The organism is Ruegeria sp. AM5, assembly GCF_056540645.1.
In genome coordinates, this window is the sequence record NZ_JBQFXC010000006.1 from 83,060 (window position 1) to 107,368 (window position 24,309).

Below are 24,309 nucleotides of genomic sequence, written 5' to 3' on the forward strand. Positions count from 1 at the left end.
ATCACTGATATGGCCAAGGCATTTGCGTCCCAGGGGGACATGTCGGAAAAGAAAATCTCGTTCACCGAGGTGGGCGAAGGGCTCTATGCCTTCACCGCCGAAGGCGACCCGAACTCGGGCGTGATCATCGGCGATGACAGCGTGATGATTGTCGAGGCGCAGGCGACCCCGCGTCTGGCCAACAAGGTGATCGAATGCGTGCGGTCGGTGACTGACAAGCCGATCACCCATGTGGCGCTGACCCATTACCACGCAGTACGCGTGCTGGGCGCGAGCGCCTTTGGTGCGCAACAGATCCTGATGTCGGATATGGCGCGCGCCATGGTGGTTGAACGCGGTCAGGAAGACTGGGACAGCGAATTCCAACGCTTCCCGCGTCTCTTTGAAGGACACGAAAGCATCCCCGGCCTCACATGGCCCACCACCACCTTCAGCGACACAATGACGGTTTATCTGGGCAACCGCCGGATCGACCTGATGCATCTGGGCCGTGCGCATACCGCTGGCGATATCGTCATCCACGTGCCCGATCAGAATGTCATGTTCACCGGTGACATCGTCGAATACCATTCGGCCTGCTACTGCGGCGATGGGCATTTCAGCGACTGGGGAGATACGCTGGACGAAATCAAGTGGTTCGACGTAGACGCTATCGCGCCGGGGCGCGGCGACGCTCTGATCGGTAAAGACATGGTCAACGCGGCCATCGAAAACACCCGCGGTTTCGTGGAAAGCACCTACCGCCCGGCAGCAAAGGTCGCGGCGCGTGGCGGTTCGCTGAAAGAAGCCTGGGACGCCGTGCGCGCAGAATGCGACCCAAAATTCGCTGACTATGCGATCTACGAACACTGCCTGCCCTTCAATGTTGCCCGCGCCTATGACGAGGCCCGCGGCATCGACACGCCCCGGATCTGGACCGCCCAGCGCGATCTGGAGATGTGGGAGGCCCTGCAGGGCTAAGAATTCCGGGCCGGATTTGATCCAGATCGTGGCGGCCCGGATTTGACAGTGAAACGCTAAGACCAACCCTCCGGCGCTATCCCGCCGGAGAACAGATGAGTTGTGCCCGCTGCACCAGAACTGGGAGAGAGACCGTGAACAAGATTTTCGAAGTTCCACTTTATGCCTACGAGGCCAGCCCGGATCAATCCGCGCCAGCGCCCGTGCGTCACAAGGTCATCGTTGTTGGGGCCGGTCCGGTGGGTCTGGCCGCCGCCATCGATCTGGCCCAGCAAGGGGTTGAGGTGCTGGTGCTGGACGACAACGACAAGGTCAGCTTTGGCAGCCGCGCCATCTGTTTTGCCAAGCGCCCGCTGGAAATCCTCGACCGACTGGGTTGCGGGCAGCCGATGGTGGACAAGGGCGTTCTTTGGAACAAGGGCAAAGTGTTCTTCGACGAACGTCAGGTTTACGAGTTCGACCTGCAGCCCGACAGCGGCGATCAGCGCCCGGCCTTCATCAACCTGCAGCAATACTATTTCGAGCAGTTTCTGGTCGACCGAGTCCGCGAATTGCAAGCGCAGGGCGCACCGATCGAAATCCGGGGCCGCAACAAAGTCGAAGCGGTGGGCACCCATCCCGATCACGTTAAGCTTGAGGTCGAAACGCCCGAGGGTTCGTACACCATCGAGGCCGATTGGGTCATCGCCTGCGACGGCGCGGGCTCACCCATGCGCGCCATGATGGGTAAGGATTTTGTGGGCCGCGTGTTCGAAGACAACTTCCTGATCGCTGATGTGATCATGGAGGCCGATTTCCCTTCGGAACGCTGGTTCTGGTTCGATCCGCCCTTCAACAAAGGCCAATCTGCGTTGCTGCATAAACAACCCGATGGCGTCTGGCGCATCGATCTGCAGCTGGGATGGGATATCGACAAGGAACGCGAAAAGCGCCCGGAAAACGTGATCCCGCGCCTCAAGGCCATGCTGGGCGAGGAGGTAAATTTCGAGCTGGAATGGGTCAGCATCTACACCTTCCAGTGCCGCCGGATGGAGCAATTCCGCCATGGCCGCGTGATCTTTGCCGGTGACAGTGCCCATCAGGTCAGCCCGTTTGGCGCACGGGGCGCAAACTCGGGCGTGCAGGATACCGACAACCTGTGCTGGAAACTGAAACTGGTGATCGATGGCAGCGCACCTGAATCTTTGCTGGACAGCTACGATCAGGAACGCATTCACGGTGCGGACGAAAACATCCTGAACTCGACCCGCTCGACCGATTTCATCACCCCGAAATCGCAGATGTCCCGCATCCTGCGCGACGCGGTGCTGGACTTGAGCGAGCACTATGACTTCGCCCGCCCGATGGTGAATTCTGGCCGCCTGAGCGTACCTTGCGTCTATGACGGCTCGTCGCTGAATTCGGCGGATGCGTTGAACGGGCCGACGCAGACGCGTCCCGGAGCGTCCTGTCCCGATGCGCCTTTGGGTGATGGCTTTCTACTGCCTAAACTGGCTGGACAGTTCACGCTGCTGACCATCGACGCCGATGCACCAGATGAGATCGAGGTCGATGGCATCATCGTCAAACGCCTGGCACTCTCGGTCAAAGACGACCCGACCCTGACGCTGAAGCGCCGCTATCTGGGCGATGCCAGCGGAGCGGTCTATCTGATCCGTCCCGATCAGCACGTGGCCGCCCGCCGCGACACCTACGAAGAAAATGCATTCCGGCACGCGGTGCGCCGCGCCACAGGCAAGGAGTAAGCGACATGGCTGATCTGATCCTCTCATCCAATCTGACCCAGGCAGACGATTTCTATGCCGATCTGGTGGCCGCCCATGAAGGGCTTGAGAAAGCCGAAAGCGATGCGTTCAACGCGCGCCTTGTGCTGGTTCTGGCAAACCACATCGGCGACAACGCGGTGCTGAAGCAGGCGTTGGACGCCGCAGCCCTGAAACAGGAGTAAGCCCATGAAAATCGAACAGATTCACCACGTCGCCTATCGCTGCAAGGACGCGAAAGAGACCGTTGAATGGTATGGCAAGATGCTGAACATGGATTTCATTCTGGCGATTGCCGAAGACCATGTGCCCTCCACCCATGAACCTGATCCCTACATGCACCTGTTTCTGGATGCCGGAAATGGCAATGTGCTGGCGTTTTTTGAGCTGCCTACCAAGCCGGAAATGGGGCGCGATCCCAACACGCCGATTTGGGTGCAGCACATCGCATTCAAGGTGAAGGACCGTGATGAGCTGATCGCATTCAAGGACCATCTCGAAGCCAACGGCGTCGAGGTTCTGGGTGTCACGGATCATTCGATCTTTCATTCGATCTATTTCTTCGATCCGAACGGTCACCGGGTGGAACTGGCTTGCCCCGACCCCGAGGAAGAGGCCATGCTGGCCCGGCTGGATTCGGTCAAATGGGATATGCTCGAAGAATGGTCGCGCACCAAACGAGCCCCTCAGCATGCCGACTGGCTGCATGCCAAGGAACTAAGCAAAGGCTAACCATCGTATGTCCGAAGTGGTTCTGTTTGATTACTGGCGTTCGTCCGCCAGTTACCGGGTGCGGATTGCACTGAATCTGGCTGGGATCACCTACCGCCCGGTCGTCGTGGATCTGGTGAACGGGGCGCATCGCGCCCCGGATCATTTGGACCGCAACCCGCAAGGTCTGGTCCCGGTGCTGGATATCGATGGGGTTCGATTGACCCAATCGCTGGCGATCCTCGATTATCTGGATGAGACCCGCGAACTGGGTCTGCTGCCAACCGATCCGGCCAAGCGAGCCGCGGCGCGGGCATTGGCGCACAGTATCGCGGTGGATATCCATCCGGTCTGCAACCTGTCGGTTGCCAAACATGCCACCGCGCTTAGTAATGGTGCAGGCGACATGCCCGGCGACTGGATGCGTCACTTCATCCGACCGGGTCTGCTCGCGTTTGAATCGCTGCTGGGCGGCTTTGATCAATCCCCGTTCTGTACCGGCGACACCCCCGGTCTGGCCGATATCTGCCTGATCCCGCAGCTTTATAATGCGCGCCGGTGGGAAGTTGATCTATCCGACATGCCGCGCCTGACAGCAGTCGAGGCCGTCTGCGCCGAGCATTCGGCCTTTGCCGCAGCCCATCCCGACCTGCATGCTCCGCTCTGAACCGGCGCACAGAGTCTGTGTGGCGGTGCGGGTGCACAAATCCTCGCGCCGTCCTTAGGTTTCTGTGTAACGACAGACGGAGACCCCCATGCCCGAGATCACCGGCTACCACGCCCATGTCTATTTTGACGCCGACACGCAGGATACGGCACAGCAGGTCTGTGAAGAGGCCGCGCGCCTGTTTCCCACCGTGCAGATGGGCCGCATGCATGCGCGCAACGTTGGCCCTCATCCGCGTTGGAGTTGCCAGCTGGGCTTTCCCGCCGAAGCCTTTGATCAGGTCTTTCCCTGGCTGATCCTAAACCGGCAAGGGCTGACCATCTTTACCCATCCAGAAACCGGCGATCACTTGGCCGATCATCGGGATCGCGCCATTTGGATGGGTGAGATGCTGGAGCTTGATCTGTCGATCTTTGATTAACCCAGCTCACGCGCGCGATCGCGCAAGATGAACTTCTGAATCTTCCCCGTCGACGTTTTCGGCAACGCCCCGAAGACAATCGTCTTGGGGGCTTTGAAATGGGCCATATGATCCCGGCAGAAAGCGATGATCTCAGCCTCATTCGCCTCTGCCTGAGGCTTCAATTCCACAAACGCACATGGCGTTTCGCCCCATTTCTCATCCGGGCGGGCCACCACCGCCGCCTCCATCACAGCCGGGTGTTTATACAGCGTATCTTCGACCTCGACCGACGAGATGTTCTCACCGCCCGAGATGATGATGTCCTTGGACCTATCCTTCAGCGCGATATAGCCATCCGCATGCATCACGCCCAGATCGCCCGAGGCAAACCACCCGCCTTTGAAGGCTTTGTCGGTCGCCTCGGCGTTCTTGAGATAGCCCTTCATGACAATGTTGCCCTGCATGAATATCTCACCCATGGTTTCGCCATCCGAAGGAACAGGCTCCATGGTTTCCGGGTCTGCGACCATCAAGCCAGACAATGCCACGTATTTCACACCCTGACGCACCTTGAGCGCGGCGCGGTCTTCTGCACCCTTGTCGTTCCATTCGTCCTTCCACGCGCAGACGACGGATGGACCATAAGTCTCGGTCAACCCATAGACATGGGTCACCTCGACACCCATCCCTTCCATCGCTTCGATCACCTTGGCCGGCGGTGGAGCGCCAGCGGTCATCGCCTTAATCTGCTGCGTGAAATCCTTGAGGTGATCCGGTGCATTGGCCAGCATGTTCAGCACGATCGGCGCGCCGCAGAAATGAGTTACGCCCTCTTCTCGGAAGGCGCGATAGATCGGTTCGTCCCGTACGGCGCGCAGGCAGACGGAGGTGCCCGCATTGGCCGCCATCGTCCACGGGAAACACCAGCCGTTGCAGTGGAACATCGGCAAGGTCCACAGATAGACCGAATGCTGCGGCATCCCCCATGTCAGAATGTTCGACGTTGCATTCAGCGCCGCGCCGCGGTGGTGATAGACTACACCTTTGGGGTTGCCGGTGGTGCCCGAAGTATAGTTCAGCGTGATCGCATCCCATTCATCTGCGGGCAAAGACCAGTCGAACTCTGGATCACCCTCGGCCAGCAGACCCTCATAGGTCAGATCTCCCAATCGCTCGCCACCGTCAAAACTGGCGTCTTCGATGTCGATCACCAGAATGTTGTGATCCACCTGCGCTAACGCCTGTTTCACGACGCCTGAAAACTCGGGATCGACCAGCAGAACCTTGGCTTCGGCATGGTTCAGAATGAAGGCGATGATCGGCGCATCTAGCCTCGTGTTGATCGCGTTCAGCACCGCCCCTGCCATGGGCGCGCCAAAATGCGCCTCATACAGCTCGGGGATATTGGCCGCGATGATCGAGACTGTATCGCCCACGCCTACGCCACGCGTAGTCAGCGCGCTGGCCAGACGTCGGCTCCGCGCATAGGTTTCTGCCCAGCTATACCGGCGCTCGCAATACACAACGGATGGGTAATCCGGATACACTGCCGCCGTCCGCTCAAGATAGCTCAGCGGAGACAACGGCGTGAAATTCGCCGGGGTTTTATCCAGATGTTGCTGGTAGATAGGTGTGGCTGTCATCCGGCGATCCTCCCAAACTCGTCAGATTGTCGTATTGAGCACAAAGTTTACGTCATAACAAACCCGTATTAATACGCGTTTGAGCTACACTGGAGATATCCTATGGGCTAATCTGGCCCTACTTCACGCGCACCATTCGCGTTGATCTGCAGTATCACGTCACTTTGTGCCCGCCGGGACCTACTGATTCCCCGCGCGCCCCACTTTTGAAAGGACATGTCATGGACGGCACGTTCAACGAAAACGATCTTTCCCGCGTCGTCGAAGCCGACCGCGCCCACCTCTGGCATCACCTGATCCAGCACAAGCCGTTTGAGACCAACGATCCCCGTATCATTGTCGAAGGCAAAGGCATGCGCGTGTGGGACCAAAAGGGCAAAGAGCACCTGGATGCCGTATCAGGCGGTGTCTGGACCGTGAACGTGGGCTATGGCCGCGAATCTATCTGTAAGGCGGTTTATGACCAGCTGATGAAGCTGTGCTACTTCGCCAACACCGCAGGCTCGATCCCCGGTTCGAATTTCGCGGAAATGCTGATCGACAAGATGCCGGGCATGAGCCGCGTGTACTACACCAATTCAGGTTCTGAGGCGAACGAGAAGGCGTTCAAGATGATCCGCCAGATCGCGCACAAGAAATATGGCGGCAAGAAAACCAAGATCCTGTATCGCGACCGCGACTATCACGGCTCCACCCTGGCGACCATGTCGGCAGGTGGTCAGGACGAGCGCACCGCACAATACGGTCCCTTTGCACCCGATTTCGTGCGCGTGCCTCACTGCATGGAATACCGCAAGCACGAGCTGGACGGCGCACCGGAAGAGAACTTTGGCGAATGGGCTGCAGATCAGATCGAAGAGGTCATCCTGCGCGAAGGCCCTGACACTGTTGGTGCCCTGTGCCTTGAGCCCGTGACCGCAGGCGGTGGCGTCATCGAAGCGCCTGAAGGCTATTGGCCCCGCGTGCAGGAGATCTGCAAGAAATACGACATCCTGCTGCACATTGACGAGGTTGTCTGCGGCGTAGGTCGGACCGGCACCTGGTTCGGCTATCAGCAATACGGCATCAAGCCGGACTTCGTGACCATGGCCAAGGGCGTTGCCTCGGGTTATGCCGCGATCGCCTGCATGGTCACCACCGAGGAAGTCTTTGACATGTTCAAAGACGACGCGGCAGACCCGATGAACTATTTCCGTGATATCTCGACCTTTGGCGGCTGCACTGCCGGTCCGGCGGCAGCGGTTGAAAACATGCGCATCATTCAGGATGAAAACCTGCTGCAGAACTGCGTGGACATGGGTGATCGCATGATGGGCAACCTGCAGGCGCTGATGGAAAAGCACAAAGTCATCGGCGACGTGCGCGGCAAGGGCCTGTTCCTTGGCGCCGAGCTGGTAACCGATCGGACCACCAAGGATCCGATGGACGAAAAGCGCGTTCAGGCCGTTGTCGCAGATTGTATGGCGCAGGGCGTCATCATCGGTGCCACCAACCGCTCGATCCCCAGCCGCAACAACACGCTGTGCTTCTCGCCAGCGCTGATTGCAACAGCGGACGATATCGACCAGATCACCGACGCCGTCGACGGCGCGCTGGGACGTGTGTTCGGCTGATCCGACCACTGTAGTATTGCTAAAACAGATGAAACCCGCCAGCTTTTGGCGGGTTTCTTTTTATGTGGACACCATCCAAGCGTATTAGCTGATGCCAAGGATACTCAGTTTACATTCAAATTGCAGGAACGAGCCCGAAGATGACATTGGTTTTCTTTCCGCCTAGCTTGCAGCCCATGCACTAGTTGGAGGGATTACTATGTCGACGCCAGAAAGCAGGCTTGAAGAATTGGGCTTGAAATTACCTGCGCCTACCAAGTTACCGGATGGCCTGCACATACCCTTCGAATTTGTTAATGTCAGAGGTGACCGAGCCTTTTTCTCTGGTCACCCAAAAAACGCAATGGATGGTAGTCTGGCCGGGCCCTTTGGAGTTGTCGGAGCCGAAATTACTACGGATCAAGCGTATGCTGAGGCCCGCGAAGTGGCACTAACGGTACTGGCTAACCTGAAAGCAGAAATAGGCGAGCTATCAAGAATTGTTGGATGGGTCCGCGTCTTTGGTATGGTGACATCTGCGCCCGGATACTCGGATCAACATGTTGTGGTAAATGGCTTTAGCGATTTGATAATTGAGGTGTTCGGCCCAGACATCGGTCGCCATGCGCGTTCTGCTATCGGTGTGTCTGGACTACCGCTCGGTTTCGCAATGGAAATTGAGGGCGAAGTCATGATCTCTGCCTGACAGGCCTGCCACGGCTTAGTCCGCCCTGCAGTCATTGATCATGTGTCAAAGTAAACATACCCGCCACCGAACACACGCGCCCGGATGACAGCGGCACGTCGGACGCTCGGCTTCACCGTACCAGCTACCGGCGGGGGCGCGGAGAGCTTAGATTACTCACCAAAATTCGGATAGATAAACCCGTTCACCGGGTACGAACTGCCGTACCTGCCCGGCCGGCTTTCAACCCGGACAAGCGTCCAATCATTGTTTTTGGACACGTCCCTCACGCCCATCTGCAATGACACCTTATCCCGGAGCCAGTTTGCGTGGTTCACAATGACTTCCCGCTCGGTGACAATATCGGACACGACAGCCACATGTCCCAGGGGCATCCCTCTGGTGGCCCGAAACGACATCACCGCACCGACCTCCGGTTCATTACCCCGGTCAAACCCATTGCGGGCCTTGCCCCACCAATCCTTGGCGTTGCCACGAATTTTGATGCCGCTGAGGTTGCGTGCGTAGGGCACGCACCACACCCTTTGTCCCAGCGCATGTTTTCTTGAGACCTCTTGCAACGCCATGGCCTGACGTTCGGGATCCAAGTCCACCTCATTCGGATTCTTGGCACAGGCCGAGATCAGACTGAAAAGTCCCAAAACAACGGCAATTCGCGCGACGCCGGGCAGGCGCGACCAGATCGTATCGGTATTGCGTGCGTTGTACTGCAAGAAGGTTCTTTGCCGGTTTGAGTGGTGAAGCAGTTTTAATAATATCTTTAGGAAAAAGAAAAGAGCCCAACTGTTCCCCGGCAGAATATTGCCAGTTCCTGCGCCGCATTCCGGCCGTTGGCCGAGCGTGCGGTCACTTATGCAACAGGTTTCCTCCCTGTGCCGTCCCTGGGATTCATGGCAGGCGAAGAGACCGGCACAATGTCATCGGACACATGAACGCCAACCCGTCCCGCAGGTCGACGATCAAGCATCCGCTGGACAGTCGGGTTAGGCAGAATTACTTTGACCGCAACCCAATCCAACAGGAGGTTTGTATCGGATGTCCAAGACACTCTCGATCGCGGCAACTTCAATTCTGTTTTTGTCAACAGCGGCCTATGCGCAAGAACAATGCGCTGCTGGCAAAACGCTGACAGACGGCAAATTCACCATCGCAACAGGCAACCCGGCCTACTATCCGTGGGTGATCGACGACGCGCCAGAAAGCGGCGAAGGGTTCGAGGCAGCCGTTGCTTATGCCGTGGCTGAAGAAATGGGGTTCGCAGCTGATGATGTCGTTTGGGTCCGCTCGTCCTTCGACGAGGCGATCCAGCCCGGCGCCAAGGAATTTGACGTCAACATGCAGCAATATTCGATCACGCCTGAACGGGATCAGGTGGTCGATTTCTCTACCCCTTACTACACCGCCCCGATGGCAGTTCTGGTCAGCCCCAATTCGACCGACACTGCCCCGACGCTTGAAGCGCTGAAAGGCCTGCAATGGGGGGCCGTCGGCTCGACCACGGCGGTGCCGAAACTGGCCAGCATCATCCAACCCGACAGCGACCCGTTGCTGTATGGCGACAATGCTGACGTTAACGCCGCCATGTCGGCCAACCAGATTGATGCGGCCCTGTTCGATCTGCCCACCGCCCTGTTCCTCAGCGCGGTGATGATCGAAGGCTCAAAAGTCATCGGTCAGTTCCCGGCGGATGAAAATGATAATCCGGATCATTTCGGCATGTTGATGGAAGAAGGCAACCCGCTGAAAGCCTGCGTGGACGAGGCGCTGGCGGCACTGGCAGCTAACGGCAAACTGGCCGAGATCGAGGCCGTATGGCTGCAGGACACCACTGGTGTCCCTCTGATCAAGTAACATGGCAGATCATAAGGCGGCGGGGATGACCCGCCGCGAACGGTACGAGGCGCACCAACGACGCAGGTCGTTGGTGATCGCCACGATTAGCACGGTCACTGTTGTGGCCGCGATCTACTTTCTGGTGCCGCTGGCTCCGGGCTGGTCGAAGGTTCAGCAGAGCTTTTTTAACGGCGAGACGCTTGTCAAAACCTTCCCGAAACTGCTTGAGGCGTTTCGGATCAACGTGATGATCTTTTTGTGGTCCGCACCGGCGATCGCCGTGCTTGGCCTGTTGATTGCCTTGGCGCGGGATGCCAAATCGCCCGCCCTGTTTCCGCTGCGCATCTTTGGCGCGGCGTTCACCGACATTTTCCGCGGCGTGCCTGTGATCCTGACGGTCTATCTGATCGGCTTCGGTATTCCGGGGCTGGGCCTGCCGCGCCCGTGGAATTCACCTTATATCTGGGGTTCGCTGGCGCTGATCCTGACCTATTCGGCCTATGTGGCTGAAATCTTCCGCTCGGGCATCGACAGCGTCCACCACAGCCAGCGCGCCGCCGCATTATCGCTGGGTTTGTCGGAACGGCAGGTGATGCGCGACGTGGTGTTGCCGCAGGCGATCCGCAACGTGGTGCCCTCACAGATGAACATGCTGATTGCGCTGCAAAAGGATGTCTCTCTGCTCAGCTTCATCGGCCCGGTCGAAATCTTCCGTCAGGCCGGAGTGTTCAAGTCGCTGCTGGCGAATTTCACTCCCTATGTGGGCGCGGCGATCATCTTCCTGATCGTCACCATCCCCGCCACACGCTACGCCGATCACCTGATGGCCCGCCAAATGCGAGAGAGGCGCTGATGCCCAAACTGGAACTTCAGGGCGTGGTGAAACGCTTTGGCGACCGCACGGTCTGTGACGGGATTAATCTCACCGTTGATGAGGGCCAAATGGTTTGCTTGATCGGCGCATCCGGGTCGGGCAAGTCGACTCTGCTGCGTTGTATCAACCTGCTGGAACCCATCGAAGACGGCGCGATCTTTCTGGATGGCGAGGATATCTCAATCCCCGGTCTGAACCCGCAATCGGTGCGTGCCCGGATCGGGATCGTGTTCCAGAGCTTCAACCTGTTTCCGCATATGACCGCGCTTGAGAATGTCATGCTCGCGCCCCGCCGGGTGCGTGGGCTGACGCGCGCTGAATTGCAGCCCGAGGTCGAAGCGCTGTTTGCCCGGTTCGGACTGGCCGACCGGATGCACAACTATCCCGACCAATTGTCGGGCGGGCAGCAGCAGCGCGTCGCCATCGTACGCGCCTTGGCCATGCAGCCCGAGGTCATGCTGTTTGATGAAATCACCTCGGCCCTCGATCCCCAACTTGTGGGCGAGGTGCTGGATGTTCTGCTGATGCTGAAGAAACAGGGCATGACGATGGTGATGGCCACGCATGAAATGGGCTTTGCCCGCGAGGCCGCCGACAAGATCTGTTTCCTCGACAGCGGACGGATCATCGAAGAAGGCCCGCCCGAGGCGGTGTTTGACCACCCTTCGCACCAGACCACGCAGGCCTTTTTGGCGCGGGCGTTGAAGTAAGCGCGCGGGCTCTGAATTCCTGACGATCTGGCCCTCAAGGACTCGACTCTTTGAGGGTCAAGAACATATAAGAACAAATGTAGAACATTTGGGGGTTTTATATGTTCGGCGGGATGCAGCGCCGCATCGTTTCACTCTGGTTTCCCCGGCTGGCAAGTGACCGGGCTTTGCGTGTGCGCCCAGTCGATGGGCCGTTTGTTCTGACGCTGAAACAGAATAATGCAAACCGGGTGTATTGCCTGAATGTGCAGGCCCAGCGGCAGGGCCTGCACAGCGGCATGCCCTATTCCGATGCCCGCGCCTTTTGCCCCGATCTGCAAAGCCATCCCGCCGACCCGCAAGGAGATCAGCGGTTTCTGCACGCCCTGCGCCGCTGGGCCACGCGCTATTGCCCCTGGGTCGGGCTCGAGGGTGAGGATGGGCTGGTTCTGGACATCACAGGATCGGCGCATCTTGCGGGCGGGGAAGAGATGATGCTGACCGACATGCGCAGGCGTCTGGCCCGGGCCGGGCTGACGGTGCAGATCGGTCTGGCCCCGACACGCGGCGCGGCCTGGGCCTTGGCACATTATGGCGAGGGGGTCGCAACCCAAGATACGCTGAAGGCCATCCGCGCCCTGCCGCTGGCAGCGCTGCGGCTGGATGAGGATACCTCGGTCGCGCTGCAACGGCTGGGACTGCGCCGGATTGGCGAACTGGCGCAAACCCCGCGCGCGCCGCTGACACGCCGCTTTGGCCCCGAGGTACTGATGCGGCTGGATCAGGCCTTGGGGGATCAACCTGAACAGATTACCCCGCTGGCCGATCCGCCCCATTACGGCGTGCGCATGACCCTGCCCGAACCCATTGGGCTGCTGTCCGACATGATGGCCGGGGCGGAACGGCTGCTGGAACGGCTCTGCGACAAGCTGAAAGCGCAGGAAATGGGCGCGCGCAAGCTGTGCATCACCTTGCGCCGGGTGGATCAGGACCATCAACAGGTCGAGCTGCGGCTGGCCCGCCCTCTGCGTGATCCGTATCGCATCCTGCCCCTGTTCGAGCGTGGATTGACCGAGGTGGATGCAGGCTTTGGCGTCGATCAGCTGCGGCTCGAGGCCACGCTGGTGGAACCCCTGCCCGTGCGCCAGATCAGCCGCGCCGCAAGCCGGGGCAAGGATCAACTGGATGACCTGATCACCCGCATCGGCACCCGGATCGGGCTGGAACAGGTCCACCGCCTACTGCCCGCGCAAAGCCATATCCCCGAGCGCAGCTTCATCATCTCGCCCGCCGCCTATTCCGACCCTGCAGGCGGTTGGGTCGCCCTGCGCCCGCGCCCCCTGCAGCTGTTTCCGCCGGAACCCATCGCCGGATCGGGCCCGCACCCACCGCGCCGCTTTCGCTGGCGGCGCATGTCGCTGACCACAGGCCGATCAACCGGCCCCGAACGCATCTGCCCCGAATGGTGGCTGGAGGATGAGAACTGGCGCACGGGCTTGCGCGATTACTGGCAGGTTGAAACCCGGCAGGGGCGGCGGTTGTGGCTGTATTACACGCCGCAAAATCCGGGATGGTTTGTGCATGGGGAATTCGCATGAGCAAACCGAACCCGCCCAGCTCGCACGCGCAGGACCCCGGCTATGCCGAGCTGGGCGTGACCACCAACTTCACCTTCCTGACCGGAGCCTCGCACCCAGAAGAGCTGGTGACCCGCGCGGCAGAGCTGGGCCTGAAGGCCATCGCGATCACCGACCGGAACTCACTGGCCGGGGTGGTCCGGGGCTGGAGCGCGTTGAAAGAACTGCGGCGCGAGGCGGAAGGCGCAGTTCAAATCCGCTCGCAACACCGGCTCGATTCCTCATCCCGGCAAGAGGTCGGGCATGTGCAGCCGATCGACAAACCAGATGTGCCCGCTCTGCCCAAGCTGATCGTCGGCTGCCGTCTGGTTCTGCGCGACAGCGCGGTGCACTGGCTGGCCCTGCCCCGCGACCGCGCCGCCTATCAGCGGCTGACCCGGCTGCTGACGCTGGGCAAGCGACGGGCCGAGAAAGGCGACTGTCATCTGGACCTGCAGGACATGCTGGCGGCCTGTCAGGGGATGATCCTAATCGCGCTGCCTCAGGCAGGGTTGAAACAGGCCATCCCCGACATTCAGACCGTCCGGCGGCAGTTCCCCAATGCGGTGTTTCTGGGGGCCGTGCCGCGTTATGACGGCAGTGACCGGGCCTATCTGGCGGCCTGTGCGCAGGCGGCGCTGCGGGCCTCGGCCCCCATGGTGGCGGTAGGCGATGTGCTGATGCACCGTGGCAACCGCCGCCAACTGGCCGATGTGCTGACCTGCATGCGCGAACACATCACGATTGACCAGATCGGCACCCGCGCCCTGCCCAATGCGGAACGGCGGCTAAAAAGCTATGCGGATATGGCCCGGCTGTTTCAGGACCACCCCGGCGCGCTGCGCCGCACGCTGGAAATCGCCGACCGCTGCAGCTTTGACTTAAATGAGTTGTCTTATGAATACCCCGACGAGATCGCCAGTTCTGAGACCCCGCTGGCGCGACTGGAACGTCTGGCGCGCGAGGGGTTGAAACGGCGCTATCCCGATGGCCCGACCGAGAAGGCCATCAACCTGATGAAAAAGGAACTGGCCCTGGTCGCCGATCTGGATTTCCCGGCCTATTTCCTGACCGTGCATGACATTGTGCAATTCGCCCGCTCGCAGGGCATTCTTTGCCAGGGGCGCGGATCAGCCGCCAATTCGATCCTGTGTTATCTGCTGGGCATCACCGATGTCAGCCCCGACATGATCGCCATGGTGTTCGAGCGTTTTGTCTCGAAGTACCGGGGTGAGCCGCCGGATATCGATGTGGATTTCGAACACGAGCGGCGCGAAGAGGTGATCCAGTGGATTTACGAGCAATATGGCCGCCACCGCGCGGGCCTCTGTGCCACGGTCATCCATTTCCGATCCCGCGCGGCAATCCGCGAGGTGGGCAAGGTGATGGGCCTGTCTCAGGACGTGACCGCGGGCCTGTCCGGCCAGATCTGGGGGATGAGCAATGGCGGCGTTGATGCCGAGAGGTTGCAGGAACTGGGCCTCGACCTCAAAGACCGGCGCCTGATGCAGACGGTTCGCCTGATTGGCGAGATCATCGGCTTCCCGCGCCATCTGTCGCAGCATGTGGGCGGGTTCGTCATCACCAAAGGGCGGCTGGATGAGCTATGCCCGATCGAAAACGCCGCGATGGAAGACCGCACCGTGATCGAATGGGACAAGGATGACATCGACGCGCTTGGCATTCTGAAGGTGGATATATTGGGGCTGGGGATGCTCAGCTGTATCCGCAAGGCGTTTGACCTGATGCAGCAGTACAATGGCGAAACCCTCAGCATCGCCACCGTCCCGCAAGAGGACACGGCGACCTATGACATGCTGTGCGCCGCTGATGCGGTGGGCGTGTTTCAGGTCGAAAGCCGGGCGCAGATGAATTTCCTGCCCCGGATGCGACCGCGTGAATTCTATGATCTGGTGATCGAGGTCGCCATCGTCCGCCCCGGCCCCATTCAGGGCGATATGGTGCAGCCCTATATCCGGCGACGCAACGGGCTGGAGAAATCCGAACCCTTCGGCCCCGCTTTGGAAGAGGTGACACGGCGCACGCTGGGCGTGCCGCTGTTTCAGGAACAGGCCCTGCAAATCGCCGTGGTAGGCGCTGGGTTTTCGGCGGAAGAGGCGGACCACCTGCGCCGCTCCTTGGCCTCGTTCCGGCGCATGGGGACGATTGGCACCTATCGTGACAAGTTCATCGCGGGGATGCTGAACAATGGCTATACGCCCGAGGTCGCCGACCGCTGCTTTGGCCAGATCGAAGGCTTTGCCGATTACGGCTTTCCCGAAAGCCATGCCGCGGCATTTGCGATGCTGGCCTATGTCTCGGCCTGGATGAAATGCCACCACCCGGCGATCTTTGCCTGCGCGCTGCTGAATTCGCAGCCCATGGGGTTTTATGCCCCCGCCCAGATCGTGCGCGACGCGCGCGAGCATGGGGTCGAGATTCGTCCGGTCTGCGTCAATGCCTCGGAATGGGACAATCTGCTGGAACGCCGCGCCGATGGGGCGCTGGCTCTGCGGCTGGGCTTTCGCCAGATCAAGGGGTTCAAGCAGGAAGACGCGGATTGGATCGTGGCCGCGCGGGGCAATGGCTATCCGGACCCCGAAACGCTGTGGCTGCGCGCAGGGCTGCGCCCGGATGTGCTGACCCGTCTGGCTGAGGCGGACGCGTTTTCCGGCATGGACCTGACCCGGCGCGACGCCCTGTGGCATGTCAAAGCCATCCGCAGCCGAACCGCCCTGCCGCTGTTCAATGATCCGATCGATGGGGAAAGCATCAACGAACCACAGGTGAACCTGCCAGTCATGCATCTGGGCGAGGAAGTGGTCGAAGACTATGTCTCGACCCGTCTGACTCTACGCTCGCACCCGATGGAGCTGTTGCGCCCGTCCCTGCCCGGCCTTGTGCCGCACGCCACGCTGCAGGACATCCCGCTGGGCCGTTACAGCGTCTGCGGGCTGGTGATCACGCGTCAGCGGCCGGGGACCGCCTCGGGCGTGATCTTTCTGACGCTTGAGGATGAAACCGGCGTCAGCAATGTGGTTGTCTGGCCCAAGGTCTATGAACGATTTCGCCGCATCGTGATGGGTGGGCGGTTGCTGCAGGTTCGCGGGTATCTGCAGCGCGAGGGGATCGTCGTGCATCTGATCGCGCAGGAGATCACCGATATGTCGCACAAACTGTCCGAGCTTGGGCACCCGCTGGACGAGGCCATCGGCATCACCCAGCCACAGGCGGATGACACCCCGCGCCCCCGGCAGAACGGCCCGAGCGCCCGCCATCCGCGCGAACAGGCCAAGCGGCTGTTCCCAAGCCGGGATTTTCACTAGAACCCGCACCATCATAAGGCCAGTTTCAAAGAAACATCCGGCTAGCGTGATCCGACCACCTCTTTCCCTTGCCCTTGCCCGCAATATGTTGCACCACACACGGGTTCAAACCCGGTGAACGGGCCAAAGGATAAGGACAAGGCGCATGGCTGACGGATCGATCGACATCAACGCAAAACCCACCGAGGACATTTCGGTTCGCGAGGTGTTTGGCATTGACAGCGATATGGCAGTCAAAGGCTTTGCCGAACGCAGCGACCGCGTGCCGGTGATCGACCCGACCTACAAGTTCGATCCCGAAACCACGTTGGCGATTCTTGCGGGCTTTACCCATAACCGCCGGGTGATGATTCAGGGCTATCACGGCACCGGGAAATCGACCCATATCGAACAGGTTGCCGCCCGTCTGAACTGGCCTGCCGTGCGCGTGAACCTCGACAGCCATATCAGCCGGATCGACCTGATCGGTAAGGACGCGATCAAACTGCGCGACGGCAAGCAGGTCACTGAATTCCACGAAGGCATCCTGCCCTGGGCGCTGCGCAACCCCGTTGCCATCGTCTTCGACGAATACGACGCGGGCCGTGCGGATGTGATGTTCGTGATCCAACGCGTGCTGGAGCATGACGGCAAGCTGACCTTGCTGGACCAGAACGAGATCATCACACCGAACCCGAACTTCCGCCTGTTTGCCACCGCCAACACCGTGGGTCTGGGCGACACCACCGGCCTCTATCATGGCACGCAGCAGATCAACCAGGCGCAGATGGACCGCTGGTCTCTGGTTTCGACGCTGAACTATCTCAGCCACGATGCCGAGACTATGATCGTTCTGTCGAAAGCGCCGCATTACAACACCGCCGAGGGCCGCAAGACCGTCAGCCAGATGGTCACAGTCGCCGACCTGACCCGGACCGCCTTCATGAACGGCGATCTGTCCACCGTGATGAGCCCCCGGACCGTGATCAACTGGGCCCAAAACGCAGAAATCTTCCGCAACATCGGCTATGCCTTCCGCCTGTCGTTCCTGAACAAATGTGACGAGCTAGAGCGCCAGACGGTTGCTGAGTTCTATCAGCGCTGCTTTGATGAGGAACTGCCGGAAAGCGCGGCGAGCGCGAGCTTGGGCTAAGCAATATGAATTGCGCCCTGCGGGGCGCAATGCCTCCGGCGGAGGTATTTTTGGCCAGATGAAGGGGGATCCGGTTTCGCATTGATGCGGCGGGTCACTGCAACACAAAGGGCGATTGAACATGGTGCAGAAGAACGACAATCCTGCTGATCCGTTCAAGAAGGCTCTGGCCGAGGCTACTAAAGTTATGGCCGACGACCCCGAATTGTCGGTGAGCTACACTGTTGATCCATCGGGCCTGTCGGGCGAGTCGATGCGTTTGCCGCAGGTCTCACGCCGGATGACGCGCGAAGAGGTTCTGTTGGCGCGCGGAACGGCAGACGCGTTAGCTTTACAACGCAAATATCATGATGACGCGACCCATGCGCGATATGCCCCTCCGGGTGATATGGCACGGGATCTTTATGAGGCGATGGAGACCGCCCGGTGCGAGGCGATGGGTGCGCGGGACATGCCCGGCACCGCGTCGAATATCGACGTCAAGATCGGGCATGAGGCGATCCGGCGCGGCTATGATCAGTGCAAACAGCCTGCGGATGCGCCATTGGCTGTGGCGGCGGGCTATCTGATCCGGCATCTGGCCACCGGGCGCGACATGCCGCCTGCCGCCGAGAATGTCATGAACCTGTGGCGCGGATTTATCGAGGAACAGGCCGGCGGGACGCTGGAAAACCTTGACGAAATCCTTTCGGACCAGGCCGAATTTGCCAAGTTCGCCCGACAGATGATTAAAGATCTGGGTTACGGCGATCAGCTGGGTGATGACCCGGATGAACTGGACGACGAACAGGAAGATCAGGCCGAGGATGACGCCGAAGAGCAGCCCGATCCCGACAGCACCGGGCAGGATGATCAGGACGAACAAGACGCCGATGCAACCCCTGAACAAACTCAGGAAGAACAGCAGGACCAGTCACAGGCTCAGGTCTCGATGGACGAGATGGCCGAGGATGAGATGGGTGATGAGGCTGAAATGCCCGAGGGCGAGGCTCCGCTAGAACCGCCTGCCCCGCCACCTGCGTCCGAGGCGGACCCCGATTACAAGGTCTATCTGAACACCCACGACGAAGAGATCGCAGCTGAAGATTTGGCGGAACCGGCAGAGCTGGAGCGCCTACGTGCGTATCTGGATCAGCAGTTGGAGCCGCTGAAAGGTGCAGTGAGCCGTCTGGCCAACAAGCTGCAGCGTCGCTTGCAGGCACAGCAGAACCGGTCTTGGGAATTCGACCGCGAGGAAGGCATTCTGGATGCCGGACGTCTGGCGCGCGTCGTGGCCAACCCGACCACGCCACTAAGCTTCAAGGTCGAAAAAGATACCGAATTCCGCGATACTGTGGTGACGCTGCTTCTGGACAATTCCGGCTCGATGCGCGGGCGTCCGATCTCGATTGCCGCGATCTGTGCAGATGTCCTGGCGCGGACGCTGGAACGTTGCAACGTCAAGGTCGAGATTCTGGGCTTTACCACCCGGGCCTGGAAAGGCGGTCAGGCGCGCGAGGCGTGGCTGAACGATGGCCGCCCGCAGCAACCGGGGCGTCTGAACGATCTGCGCCACATCATCTACAAAGGCGCCGATGCCCCATGGCGTCGCGCGCGACCCAATCTGGGTCTGATGATGAAAGAGGGCCTGCTTAAGGAAAACATCGACGGTGAGGCGTTGGAATGGGCGCATCGCCGGATGCTCGCGCGGCGTGAAGCGCGCAAGATCCTAATGGTGATCTCGGATGGCGCTCCGGTCGATGATTCAACGCTCAGCGTGAACCCGGCGAACTATCTGGAAAAACACCTGCGCGACGTGATTGCGATGGTGGAAAAACGCAAGATGGTGGAATTGCTGGCCATCGGGATCGGCCATGACGTGACGCGCTATTATGACCGCGCCGTCACGATCACCGATGTCGAGCAGCTTGCAGGTGCTATGACCGAGCAGTTGGCCGCACTGTTCGACAGCGATCCGCGCGCCCGCGCGCGCGTGATGGGGATGAAGCGGGCCAGTTGACGGCCCTGCTTCGACGGTGCAGACTTAGTGCCATCCAAGCCAGTTTTTGCACCGCTGAAGGCGACTTTGCTTATGGTGGCGCAACGGATAGCGCATAAGCGCTATATCGAAGGGCAGGAACATCATTCGTTCTCCTGTTTATCTGCTTGGATAGTGTCCCAACCCTGCCCGGCCTGCTTGTAGCTGGTCCTGAGATACGCCCTAGAAACCCTTGAGATTGTTGTTGAACCTTGTCGTTCCGCGAGAAACGGAGTGTATTTGCCCCATGCGCTATGAGTTTGCAGACTGTATTCTGGATGTGGATCGACACGTCCTGACCCGCCGGGGTGAGCCCGTCGCAATCGAACCTCAGGTATTCGATCTATTGGTCCTCTTGGCCCAGCACCCAGGTAAGCTGGTGCCCCGGGACGAGATCATCGCGCGGGTATGGAGTGGCCGCTTTGTTTCGGATTCTACCATCAGCGCACGAATTGCAGCGGCGCGTAAAGCAGTCGGCGACGATGGCAAAGCGCAGCGGATCATTCGGACAGTCGTACGGCGCGGGTTGCAAATGGCGGCGGATGTTACCTGCGACGCCGACACCAGTTCAGGCGTAGAAAACCATACGCAACGGCTGCGTTACGCGCGCGGTGCGAAGGGCCGCGCTGTTCCATACACGCTTTCCGGTGATGGGTTGCCGGTGCTGCGCATCGGTTCGGTCGTGCACGATCTGGAGGCGGAATGGCGCATCCCGTCCGAGCGTACCCGGTTACAGGACATGGCAAACCGTTTCCGCCTGTTACGCTACAACAAGGACAATGACGTCAGCTCAAACATCGATCATCAGGCGGTGTATGACCGCAGAATAGAAGAAATCCTGACCGTCGTGAATGCAGCGGGGTTTGACCGCTTTTCCATTCTCGGTGAAATTGGCGGCACCTTCCCTGCCCTACACTTCGCCGCAAGGCACCCCGAGCGGATTGACAAGCTGATTATCTCCGGCGGATGGGCAGAAGGGCGAGATTACCGGGAAGATACCAAACAACCCGACTCGATCCGGTCACTGATCGCGGAAGGCTGGAACACGCCGGGCAGCGGCTATGCTATGGGCGCTGAATTCAGCTATTTTCCAGAAGGTCCGCTGGATAGCGTTCGGCACATGGTCAATGAATTGCAGACACTTTATTCAAGCGAGGAAAGACTTCACTACCGTGACATCGCCAATAGCACCTCGGTGCTGCAACTTCTTCCGATGGTGCAATGCCCCACTCTGGTTCTGCACGGGCGGCACACAGCCGTTCACCCCCTGTCCGAGGCGCGCAAACTGGCAGCTGGAATCCCCAATGCCTCGCTTGTGATCCTTGAGACCGGCAACCAGATACCATTGCCTGGAAATGAGGCCTACAACCCGTATATCCAGGCCATTCAACGCTTTCTTGAGACAGAAGAATAGTGTGCGCCGGGGCGCTGGACATTTCCTACCGCAGGCCGCAGGTTTGCGCGCAGCAAGACCGACGAATGAGGCCGCCCATGTTCCAGAGTTTCGAAGTGACCGCACGCCCCGAGCAAGGCCCACCACGACTGGCCGCTTTGCGGGACGAGCTGGCGCGCGAAGGCCTGCAGGGCTTCCTGATCCCGCGTGCGGATGCGCATCAGGGTGAATATGTGGCCCCTCGGGATGAAAGGCTGGCCTGGCTTACCGGATTCACCGGTTCTGCGGGGTTTTGCGCGGCGCTCACGGACATTGCCGGGGTTTTCATCGACGGGCGCTATCGCACTCAGGTAAAGGCCCAGGTCGCACAGGATTACACGCCGGTCCCATGGCCAGATGTCAGCCTGAGCGCGTGGTTGAAAGAGCAATTGCCAAATGGCGGCAAAGTCGGGTTTGATCCGTGGCTCCACGCTGCAGGACAGATTTCGTCTGCACAGAAAGAGCTTGAAGGCAGCGGCGTCGAACTGGTGCGCTGTGATAACCTTGTAGACCGAATTTGGGCGGATCAGCCCGACCCTCCGATGAATCCTGTCAGGGCACATCCGATTGAATTTGCAGGTGAAAGCGCCGAGAGCAAAATCAAGCGCCTCGCGAGTGAACTGCAGAGCGCAGATCGCACGGCAGCGGTGATCACCTTGCCGGATTCGATCATGTGGCTGTTGAACATTCGCGGCGCGGACATCGCATACAACCCTGTGGCCCATGGCTTTGCCATCCTGCACGGTGATGGGCGGGTGGATCTGTTCATGGCCGCTGCCAAACTGAACGGGCTGAAGGATCATCTGGGCCCGCAGGTCACCCAACACCAAACCGACGCGTTCCTGACAGCGGTTGAGGCACTTGAAGGCAAGGTACAGGTCGATCCGGGAACGGTTCCGCAGATCGTAGCGGATGCGTTGGGGGACCGTATGGTCGATGGCGGCGATCCCTGCGCCCTGCCCAAAGCCCGCAAGAACCCGGCCGAAATCGCAGGCACGGCCGAGGCACATCTGCGAGATGCCGCAGCGGTGATCGAACTGCTGTGTTGGCTGGACGCGCAGAAGCCCGGCACCCTGACCGAGACACAGGTAGTAACGCGGCTGGAAGAAAGCCGCCGCCGGGACAACGCGCTGCAGGATATCTCATTCGACACCATCGCGGGCACCGGGCCGAACGGGGCCATCATGCATTATCGCGTGACCGAGGAAACCAACAGCAGGCTGGAAAACGGTCACCTGCTGGTGTTGGACAGCGGTGGGCAATATCTGGACGGCACCACCGATATCACCCGCACAATTGCAATCGGCGATGTTGGGAATGAGGAAAAGGCCTGCTTTACACGCGTCCTCAAAGGCATGATCGCCATGTCGATGCTACGCTGGCCTGTTGGCTTGGCAGGACGCGATATCGAATGCGTAGCGCGGCTGCCGCTGTGGCTGGCCGGGCAGGATTTCAACCATGGGGTCGGTCATGGGGTCGGTACCTATCTCAGCGTGCATGAGGGCCCTCAGCGCCTGTCTCGGGTCAGCCACGTCCCGCTTGAGCCGGGTATGATCCTGTCGAACGAGCCGGGATATTACCGCGAGGGTGCTTTTGGCATCCGGCTTGAGAACCTTGTCGTAGTGGAAGAGGCCCCAAACCTGCCCAACGGTGACGACGAACGCGCCATGCTGAACTGGCGTACGCTGACTTATGTCCCAATCGACAGGCGTTTGATTGTAGTCGATATGCTGACACGAGAGGAACGTGCTTGGCTGAACGCCTATCACCGCGACGTGGCGGAAAAAGTCCGGCCAAGGCTGGGCGACGCCGCTCAACTGTGGTTGGATGCCGCAACCGCACCGGTCTGACACCGGATTGTTACATAGTTTGGGCAGAGGAGAAGCCCTGACACGACGAGGGAAGGAACAGGAATGACAGACACCATCACGATCCGCAAAGCACCGGGCAAATGGAGCGTCCGCTCAGGCGGCGCGATTTTGGGTGAAACCAACAACGCGCTGGAACTTCTGGAAGGCGACAAAGACCCGGTTATCTACTTCCCGCGTGCGGACATTGCGATGGCCTTTCTGGATCGGACCAACAAAGTCACCCAATGCGCAGGCAAGGGAGACGCCACGCATTTCTCGATCGTAAACAAATCCTCAGTCACCGAAAACGCCGCCTGGAGTTATGAAAACCCGATCGACGCGGTGGCCGAAATCAAGGATCACTTGGCCTTTTATCCCGCAGACTCGATCAAGGTGGAACAACTCTGATCCAAGTATCAGTGCAGGACCGGATCGATCTGCAAAACGGCGAAAATCCTCAGAACCTGCCCTGTCCACAATGTTGCGAGGCGACCATGACAAAGCGTCTATTGAATTCCGCAGGCCCGATTGCGGCCCTGACGATGGCCTTTTCAATGGCCCTGCCCGCCGCAAGCTCTGCCAACACCGGTCTGGCCAATCCCGCGGCAACATATTGCATCGCGCAAGGCGGGCTCTACGGTATACATGACGGCCCGGACGGTCAGAGCGGTATCTGCCAATTACCCGACGGCACCCGGATCGATGCCTGGACCTATTTTCGTGAACACCATGCGGGCGCGGATGGCAGCAAGCCGGTCGGCCTTGCAAATCCCGCCGTCGTGTACTGTGGCTCAATTGGAGGCGAATATGACCTGACCACGTCTCGCTGCGCACTGAGCGACGGTACGTCCGCCGATGCATGGGAGCTGTACCGCAAGGCACATGGAAAAACGCATCAGGTGGTGAACCCAGCAGCAGCCTACTGCCTTGAGATTGGCGGCAGCTACAAGATCAAAGACACTGGTTCGGGTCAGGTAGGTATATGCACCAAGCCGGACGGCACCTCGCAGGACGCATGGGCCCTGTTCCGTGCGGAAAATCCCGAGTGATCCGATCCGGTAATCAAGCCCGACATCCACACCCAAAATGAACTTG

At 59.8% G+C, this 24,309-nt stretch carries 21 protein-coding genes; 19 read left to right on the forward strand and 2 right to left on the reverse strand.

The features are described 5' to 3' along the window. The first annotated feature begins 9 nt into the window (after positions 1–9). From ACR0AH_RS15180 to ACR0AH_RS15205, 6 genes are all read left to right on the forward strand, one after another. On the forward strand, positions 10–960 hold the full coding sequence (locus ACR0AH_RS15180) for an MBL fold metallo-hydrolase (protein ID WP_480592556.1): 951 nt from the start codon (positions 10–12) through the stop codon (positions 958–960). A 134-nt stretch (positions 961–1,094) separates the two neighbouring features. Next, complete coding sequence (locus tag ACR0AH_RS15185) at positions 1,095–2,705, forward strand: FAD-dependent oxidoreductase (RefSeq protein WP_170402424.1); 1,611 nt, start codon at positions 1,095–1,097, stop codon at positions 2,703–2,705. A 5-nt stretch (positions 2,706–2,710) separates the two neighbouring features. After that, positions 2,711–2,908, forward strand: a complete 198-nt coding sequence (locus ACR0AH_RS15190) for a DUF2783 domain-containing protein (RefSeq protein ID WP_170392682.1) — start codon at positions 2,711–2,713, stop codon at positions 2,906–2,908. Positions 2,909–2,912: 4 nt separating this feature from the next. Beyond that, on the forward strand, positions 2,913–3,455 hold the full coding sequence (locus tag ACR0AH_RS15195) for a VOC family protein (protein ID WP_170392683.1): 543 nt from the start codon (positions 2,913–2,915) through the stop codon (positions 3,453–3,455). Positions 3,456–3,462: 7 nt separating this feature from the next. Beyond that, the gene (gene maiA, locus ACR0AH_RS15200) at positions 3,463–4,101 is read left to right on the forward strand and encodes a maleylacetoacetate isomerase (RefSeq protein WP_480592558.1); all 639 of its coding nucleotides are present in this window, start codon (positions 3,463–3,465) and stop codon (positions 4,099–4,101) included. Between the two features lie 88 nt (positions 4,102–4,189). Next, the gene (locus ACR0AH_RS15205) at positions 4,190–4,522 is read left to right on the forward strand and encodes a DOPA 4,5-dioxygenase family protein (protein ID WP_480592560.1); all 333 of its coding nucleotides are present in this window, start codon (positions 4,190–4,192) and stop codon (positions 4,520–4,522) included. Here ACR0AH_RS15205 and ACR0AH_RS15210 read toward each other — a convergent pair. Then, a complete protein-coding gene (locus tag ACR0AH_RS15210; protein WP_480592562.1) occupies positions 4,519–6,147 on the reverse strand; it encodes an acyl-CoA synthetase in 1,629 nt (542 codons plus the stop codon). The two genes, ACR0AH_RS15205 and ACR0AH_RS15210, sit on opposite strands and share 4 nt — an antisense overlap. A gap of 221 nt (positions 6,148–6,368) precedes the next feature. Here ACR0AH_RS15210 and ACR0AH_RS15215 point away from each other — a divergent pair, with 221 nt between their 5' ends. Both ACR0AH_RS15215 and ACR0AH_RS15220 read left to right on the forward strand, forming a co-directional pair. Further along, positions 6,369–7,760 (forward strand): aminotransferase class III-fold pyridoxal phosphate-dependent enzyme, encoded by a 1,392-nt coding sequence (locus ACR0AH_RS15215; protein ID WP_170392687.1) that lies wholly within the window; start codon positions 6,369–6,371, stop codon positions 7,758–7,760. Positions 7,761–7,959: 199 nt separating this feature from the next. After that, positions 7,960–8,445, forward strand: a complete 486-nt coding sequence (locus ACR0AH_RS15220; RefSeq protein ID WP_170392688.1) for a RidA family protein — start codon at positions 7,960–7,962, stop codon at positions 8,443–8,445. 152 nt (positions 8,446–8,597) lie between these two features. Here ACR0AH_RS15220 and ACR0AH_RS15225 read toward each other — a convergent pair whose 3' ends face one another. After that, positions 8,598–9,158, reverse strand: coding sequence for a CHAP domain-containing protein (locus tag ACR0AH_RS15225; protein ID WP_480592564.1), 561 nt, complete (start codon positions 9,156–9,158; stop codon positions 8,598–8,600). 322 nt (positions 9,159–9,480) lie between these two features. Between ACR0AH_RS15225 and ACR0AH_RS15230 the strand changes: the two genes are divergently transcribed. The 11 genes from ACR0AH_RS15230 to ACR0AH_RS15280 all read left to right on the forward strand — a co-directional run bounded on the left by ACR0AH_RS15230 (position 9,481) and on the right by ACR0AH_RS15280 (position 24,263). Continuing rightward, entirely contained in the window at positions 9,481–10,296 is an 816-nt protein-coding gene (locus tag ACR0AH_RS15230) for an ABC transporter substrate-binding protein (RefSeq protein ID WP_170402438.1), read from the forward strand. 1 nt (position 10,297) lies between these two features. Next, the gene (locus ACR0AH_RS15235; RefSeq protein ID WP_010437538.1) at positions 10,298–11,131 is read left to right on the forward strand and encodes an amino acid ABC transporter permease; all 834 of its coding nucleotides are present in this window, start codon (positions 10,298–10,300) and stop codon (positions 11,129–11,131) included. Continuing rightward, positions 11,131–11,862, forward strand: coding sequence for an amino acid ABC transporter ATP-binding protein (locus ACR0AH_RS15240; RefSeq protein ID WP_010437537.1), 732 nt, complete (start codon positions 11,131–11,133; stop codon positions 11,860–11,862). Before ACR0AH_RS15235 ends, ACR0AH_RS15240 begins: the two co-directional genes overlap by 1 nt. Positions 11,863–11,963: 101 nt before the next feature. Further along, complete coding sequence (locus ACR0AH_RS15245) at positions 11,964–13,439, forward strand: Y-family DNA polymerase (RefSeq protein ID WP_480592567.1); 1,476 nt, start codon at positions 11,964–11,966, stop codon at positions 13,437–13,439. After that, positions 13,436–16,783: an error-prone DNA polymerase gene (locus ACR0AH_RS15250; protein ID WP_480592569.1), complete on the forward strand. Its 3,348-nt coding sequence runs from the start codon at positions 13,436–13,438 to the stop codon at positions 16,781–16,783. Before ACR0AH_RS15245 ends, ACR0AH_RS15250 begins: the two co-directional genes overlap by 4 nt. Before the next feature lie 145 nt (positions 16,784–16,928). Then, entirely contained in the window at positions 16,929–17,915 is a 987-nt protein-coding gene (gene cobS / locus ACR0AH_RS15255) for a cobaltochelatase subunit CobS (RefSeq protein WP_010437533.1), read from the forward strand. 121 nt (positions 17,916–18,036) lie between these two features. Next, on the forward strand, positions 18,037–19,914 hold the full coding sequence (cobT, locus tag ACR0AH_RS15260; RefSeq protein WP_170513326.1) for a cobaltochelatase subunit CobT: 1,878 nt from the start codon (positions 18,037–18,039) through the stop codon (positions 19,912–19,914). 265 nt (positions 19,915–20,179) lie between these two features. After that, a complete protein-coding gene (locus ACR0AH_RS15265) occupies positions 20,180–21,346 on the forward strand; it encodes an alpha/beta hydrolase (RefSeq protein ID WP_480592570.1) in 1,167 nt (388 codons plus the stop codon). Between the two features lie 77 nt (positions 21,347–21,423). After that, positions 21,424–23,214 carry an aminopeptidase P family protein gene (locus ACR0AH_RS15270; RefSeq protein ID WP_480592571.1) on the forward strand — a complete coding sequence of 597 codons (1,791 nt, stop codon included), beginning with the start codon at positions 21,424–21,426 and terminating at the stop codon, positions 23,212–23,214. A gap of 63 nt (positions 23,215–23,277) precedes the next feature. After that, complete coding sequence (locus tag ACR0AH_RS15275; RefSeq protein ID WP_170392698.1) at positions 23,278–23,622, forward strand: DUF427 domain-containing protein; 345 nt, start codon at positions 23,278–23,280, stop codon at positions 23,620–23,622. 86 nt (positions 23,623–23,708) lie between these two features. Beyond that, positions 23,709–24,263, forward strand: a complete 555-nt coding sequence (locus ACR0AH_RS15280; RefSeq protein WP_480592573.1) for a DUF333 domain-containing protein — start codon at positions 23,709–23,711, stop codon at positions 24,261–24,263. Positions 24,264–24,309: the final 46 nt, after the last annotated feature.

Coding starts and splice junctions, on each gene's coding strand:
- ACR0AH_RS15180 (WP_480592556.1), top strand. CDS start 10: ATGGCCAAGGCATTTGCGTCCCAGGGGGACATGTCGGAAAAGAAAATC.
- ACR0AH_RS15190 (WP_170392682.1), top strand. CDS start 2,711: ATGGCTGATCTGATCCTCTCATCCAATCTGACCCAGGCAGACGATTTC.
- ACR0AH_RS15195 (WP_170392683.1), top strand. CDS start 2,913: ATGAAAATCGAACAGATTCACCACGTCGCCTATCGCTGCAAGGACGCG.
- maiA (WP_480592558.1), top strand. CDS start 3,463: ATGTCCGAAGTGGTTCTGTTTGATTACTGGCGTTCGTCCGCCAGTTAC.
- ACR0AH_RS15205 (WP_480592560.1), top strand. CDS start 4,190: ATGCCCGAGATCACCGGCTACCACGCCCATGTCTATTTTGACGCCGAC.
- ACR0AH_RS15210 (WP_480592562.1), bottom strand. CDS start 6,147: ATGACAGCCACACCTATCTACCAGCAACATCTGGATAAAACCCCGGCG.
- ACR0AH_RS15215 (WP_170392687.1), top strand. CDS start 6,369: ATGGACGGCACGTTCAACGAAAACGATCTTTCCCGCGTCGTCGAAGCC.
- ACR0AH_RS15220 (WP_170392688.1), top strand. CDS start 7,960: ATGTCGACGCCAGAAAGCAGGCTTGAAGAATTGGGCTTGAAATTACCT.
- ACR0AH_RS15230 (WP_170402438.1), top strand. CDS start 9,481: ATGTCCAAGACACTCTCGATCGCGGCAACTTCAATTCTGTTTTTGTCA.
- ACR0AH_RS15235 (WP_010437538.1), top strand. CDS start 10,298: ATGGCAGATCATAAGGCGGCGGGGATGACCCGCCGCGAACGGTACGAG.
- ACR0AH_RS15240 (WP_010437537.1), top strand. CDS start 11,131: ATGCCCAAACTGGAACTTCAGGGCGTGGTGAAACGCTTTGGCGACCGC.
- ACR0AH_RS15245 (WP_480592567.1), top strand. CDS start 11,964: ATGTTCGGCGGGATGCAGCGCCGCATCGTTTCACTCTGGTTTCCCCGG.
- ACR0AH_RS15250 (WP_480592569.1), top strand. CDS start 13,436: ATGAGCAAACCGAACCCGCCCAGCTCGCACGCGCAGGACCCCGGCTAT.
- cobS (WP_010437533.1), top strand. CDS start 16,929: ATGGCTGACGGATCGATCGACATCAACGCAAAACCCACCGAGGACATT.
- cobT (WP_170513326.1), top strand. CDS start 18,037: ATGGTGCAGAAGAACGACAATCCTGCTGATCCGTTCAAGAAGGCTCTG.
- ACR0AH_RS15265 (WP_480592570.1), top strand. CDS start 20,180: ATGCGCTATGAGTTTGCAGACTGTATTCTGGATGTGGATCGACACGTC.
- ACR0AH_RS15270 (WP_480592571.1), top strand. CDS start 21,424: ATGTTCCAGAGTTTCGAAGTGACCGCACGCCCCGAGCAAGGCCCACCA.
- ACR0AH_RS15275 (WP_170392698.1), top strand. CDS start 23,278: ATGACAGACACCATCACGATCCGCAAAGCACCGGGCAAATGGAGCGTC.
- ACR0AH_RS15280 (WP_480592573.1), top strand. CDS start 23,709: ATGACAAAGCGTCTATTGAATTCCGCAGGCCCGATTGCGGCCCTGACG.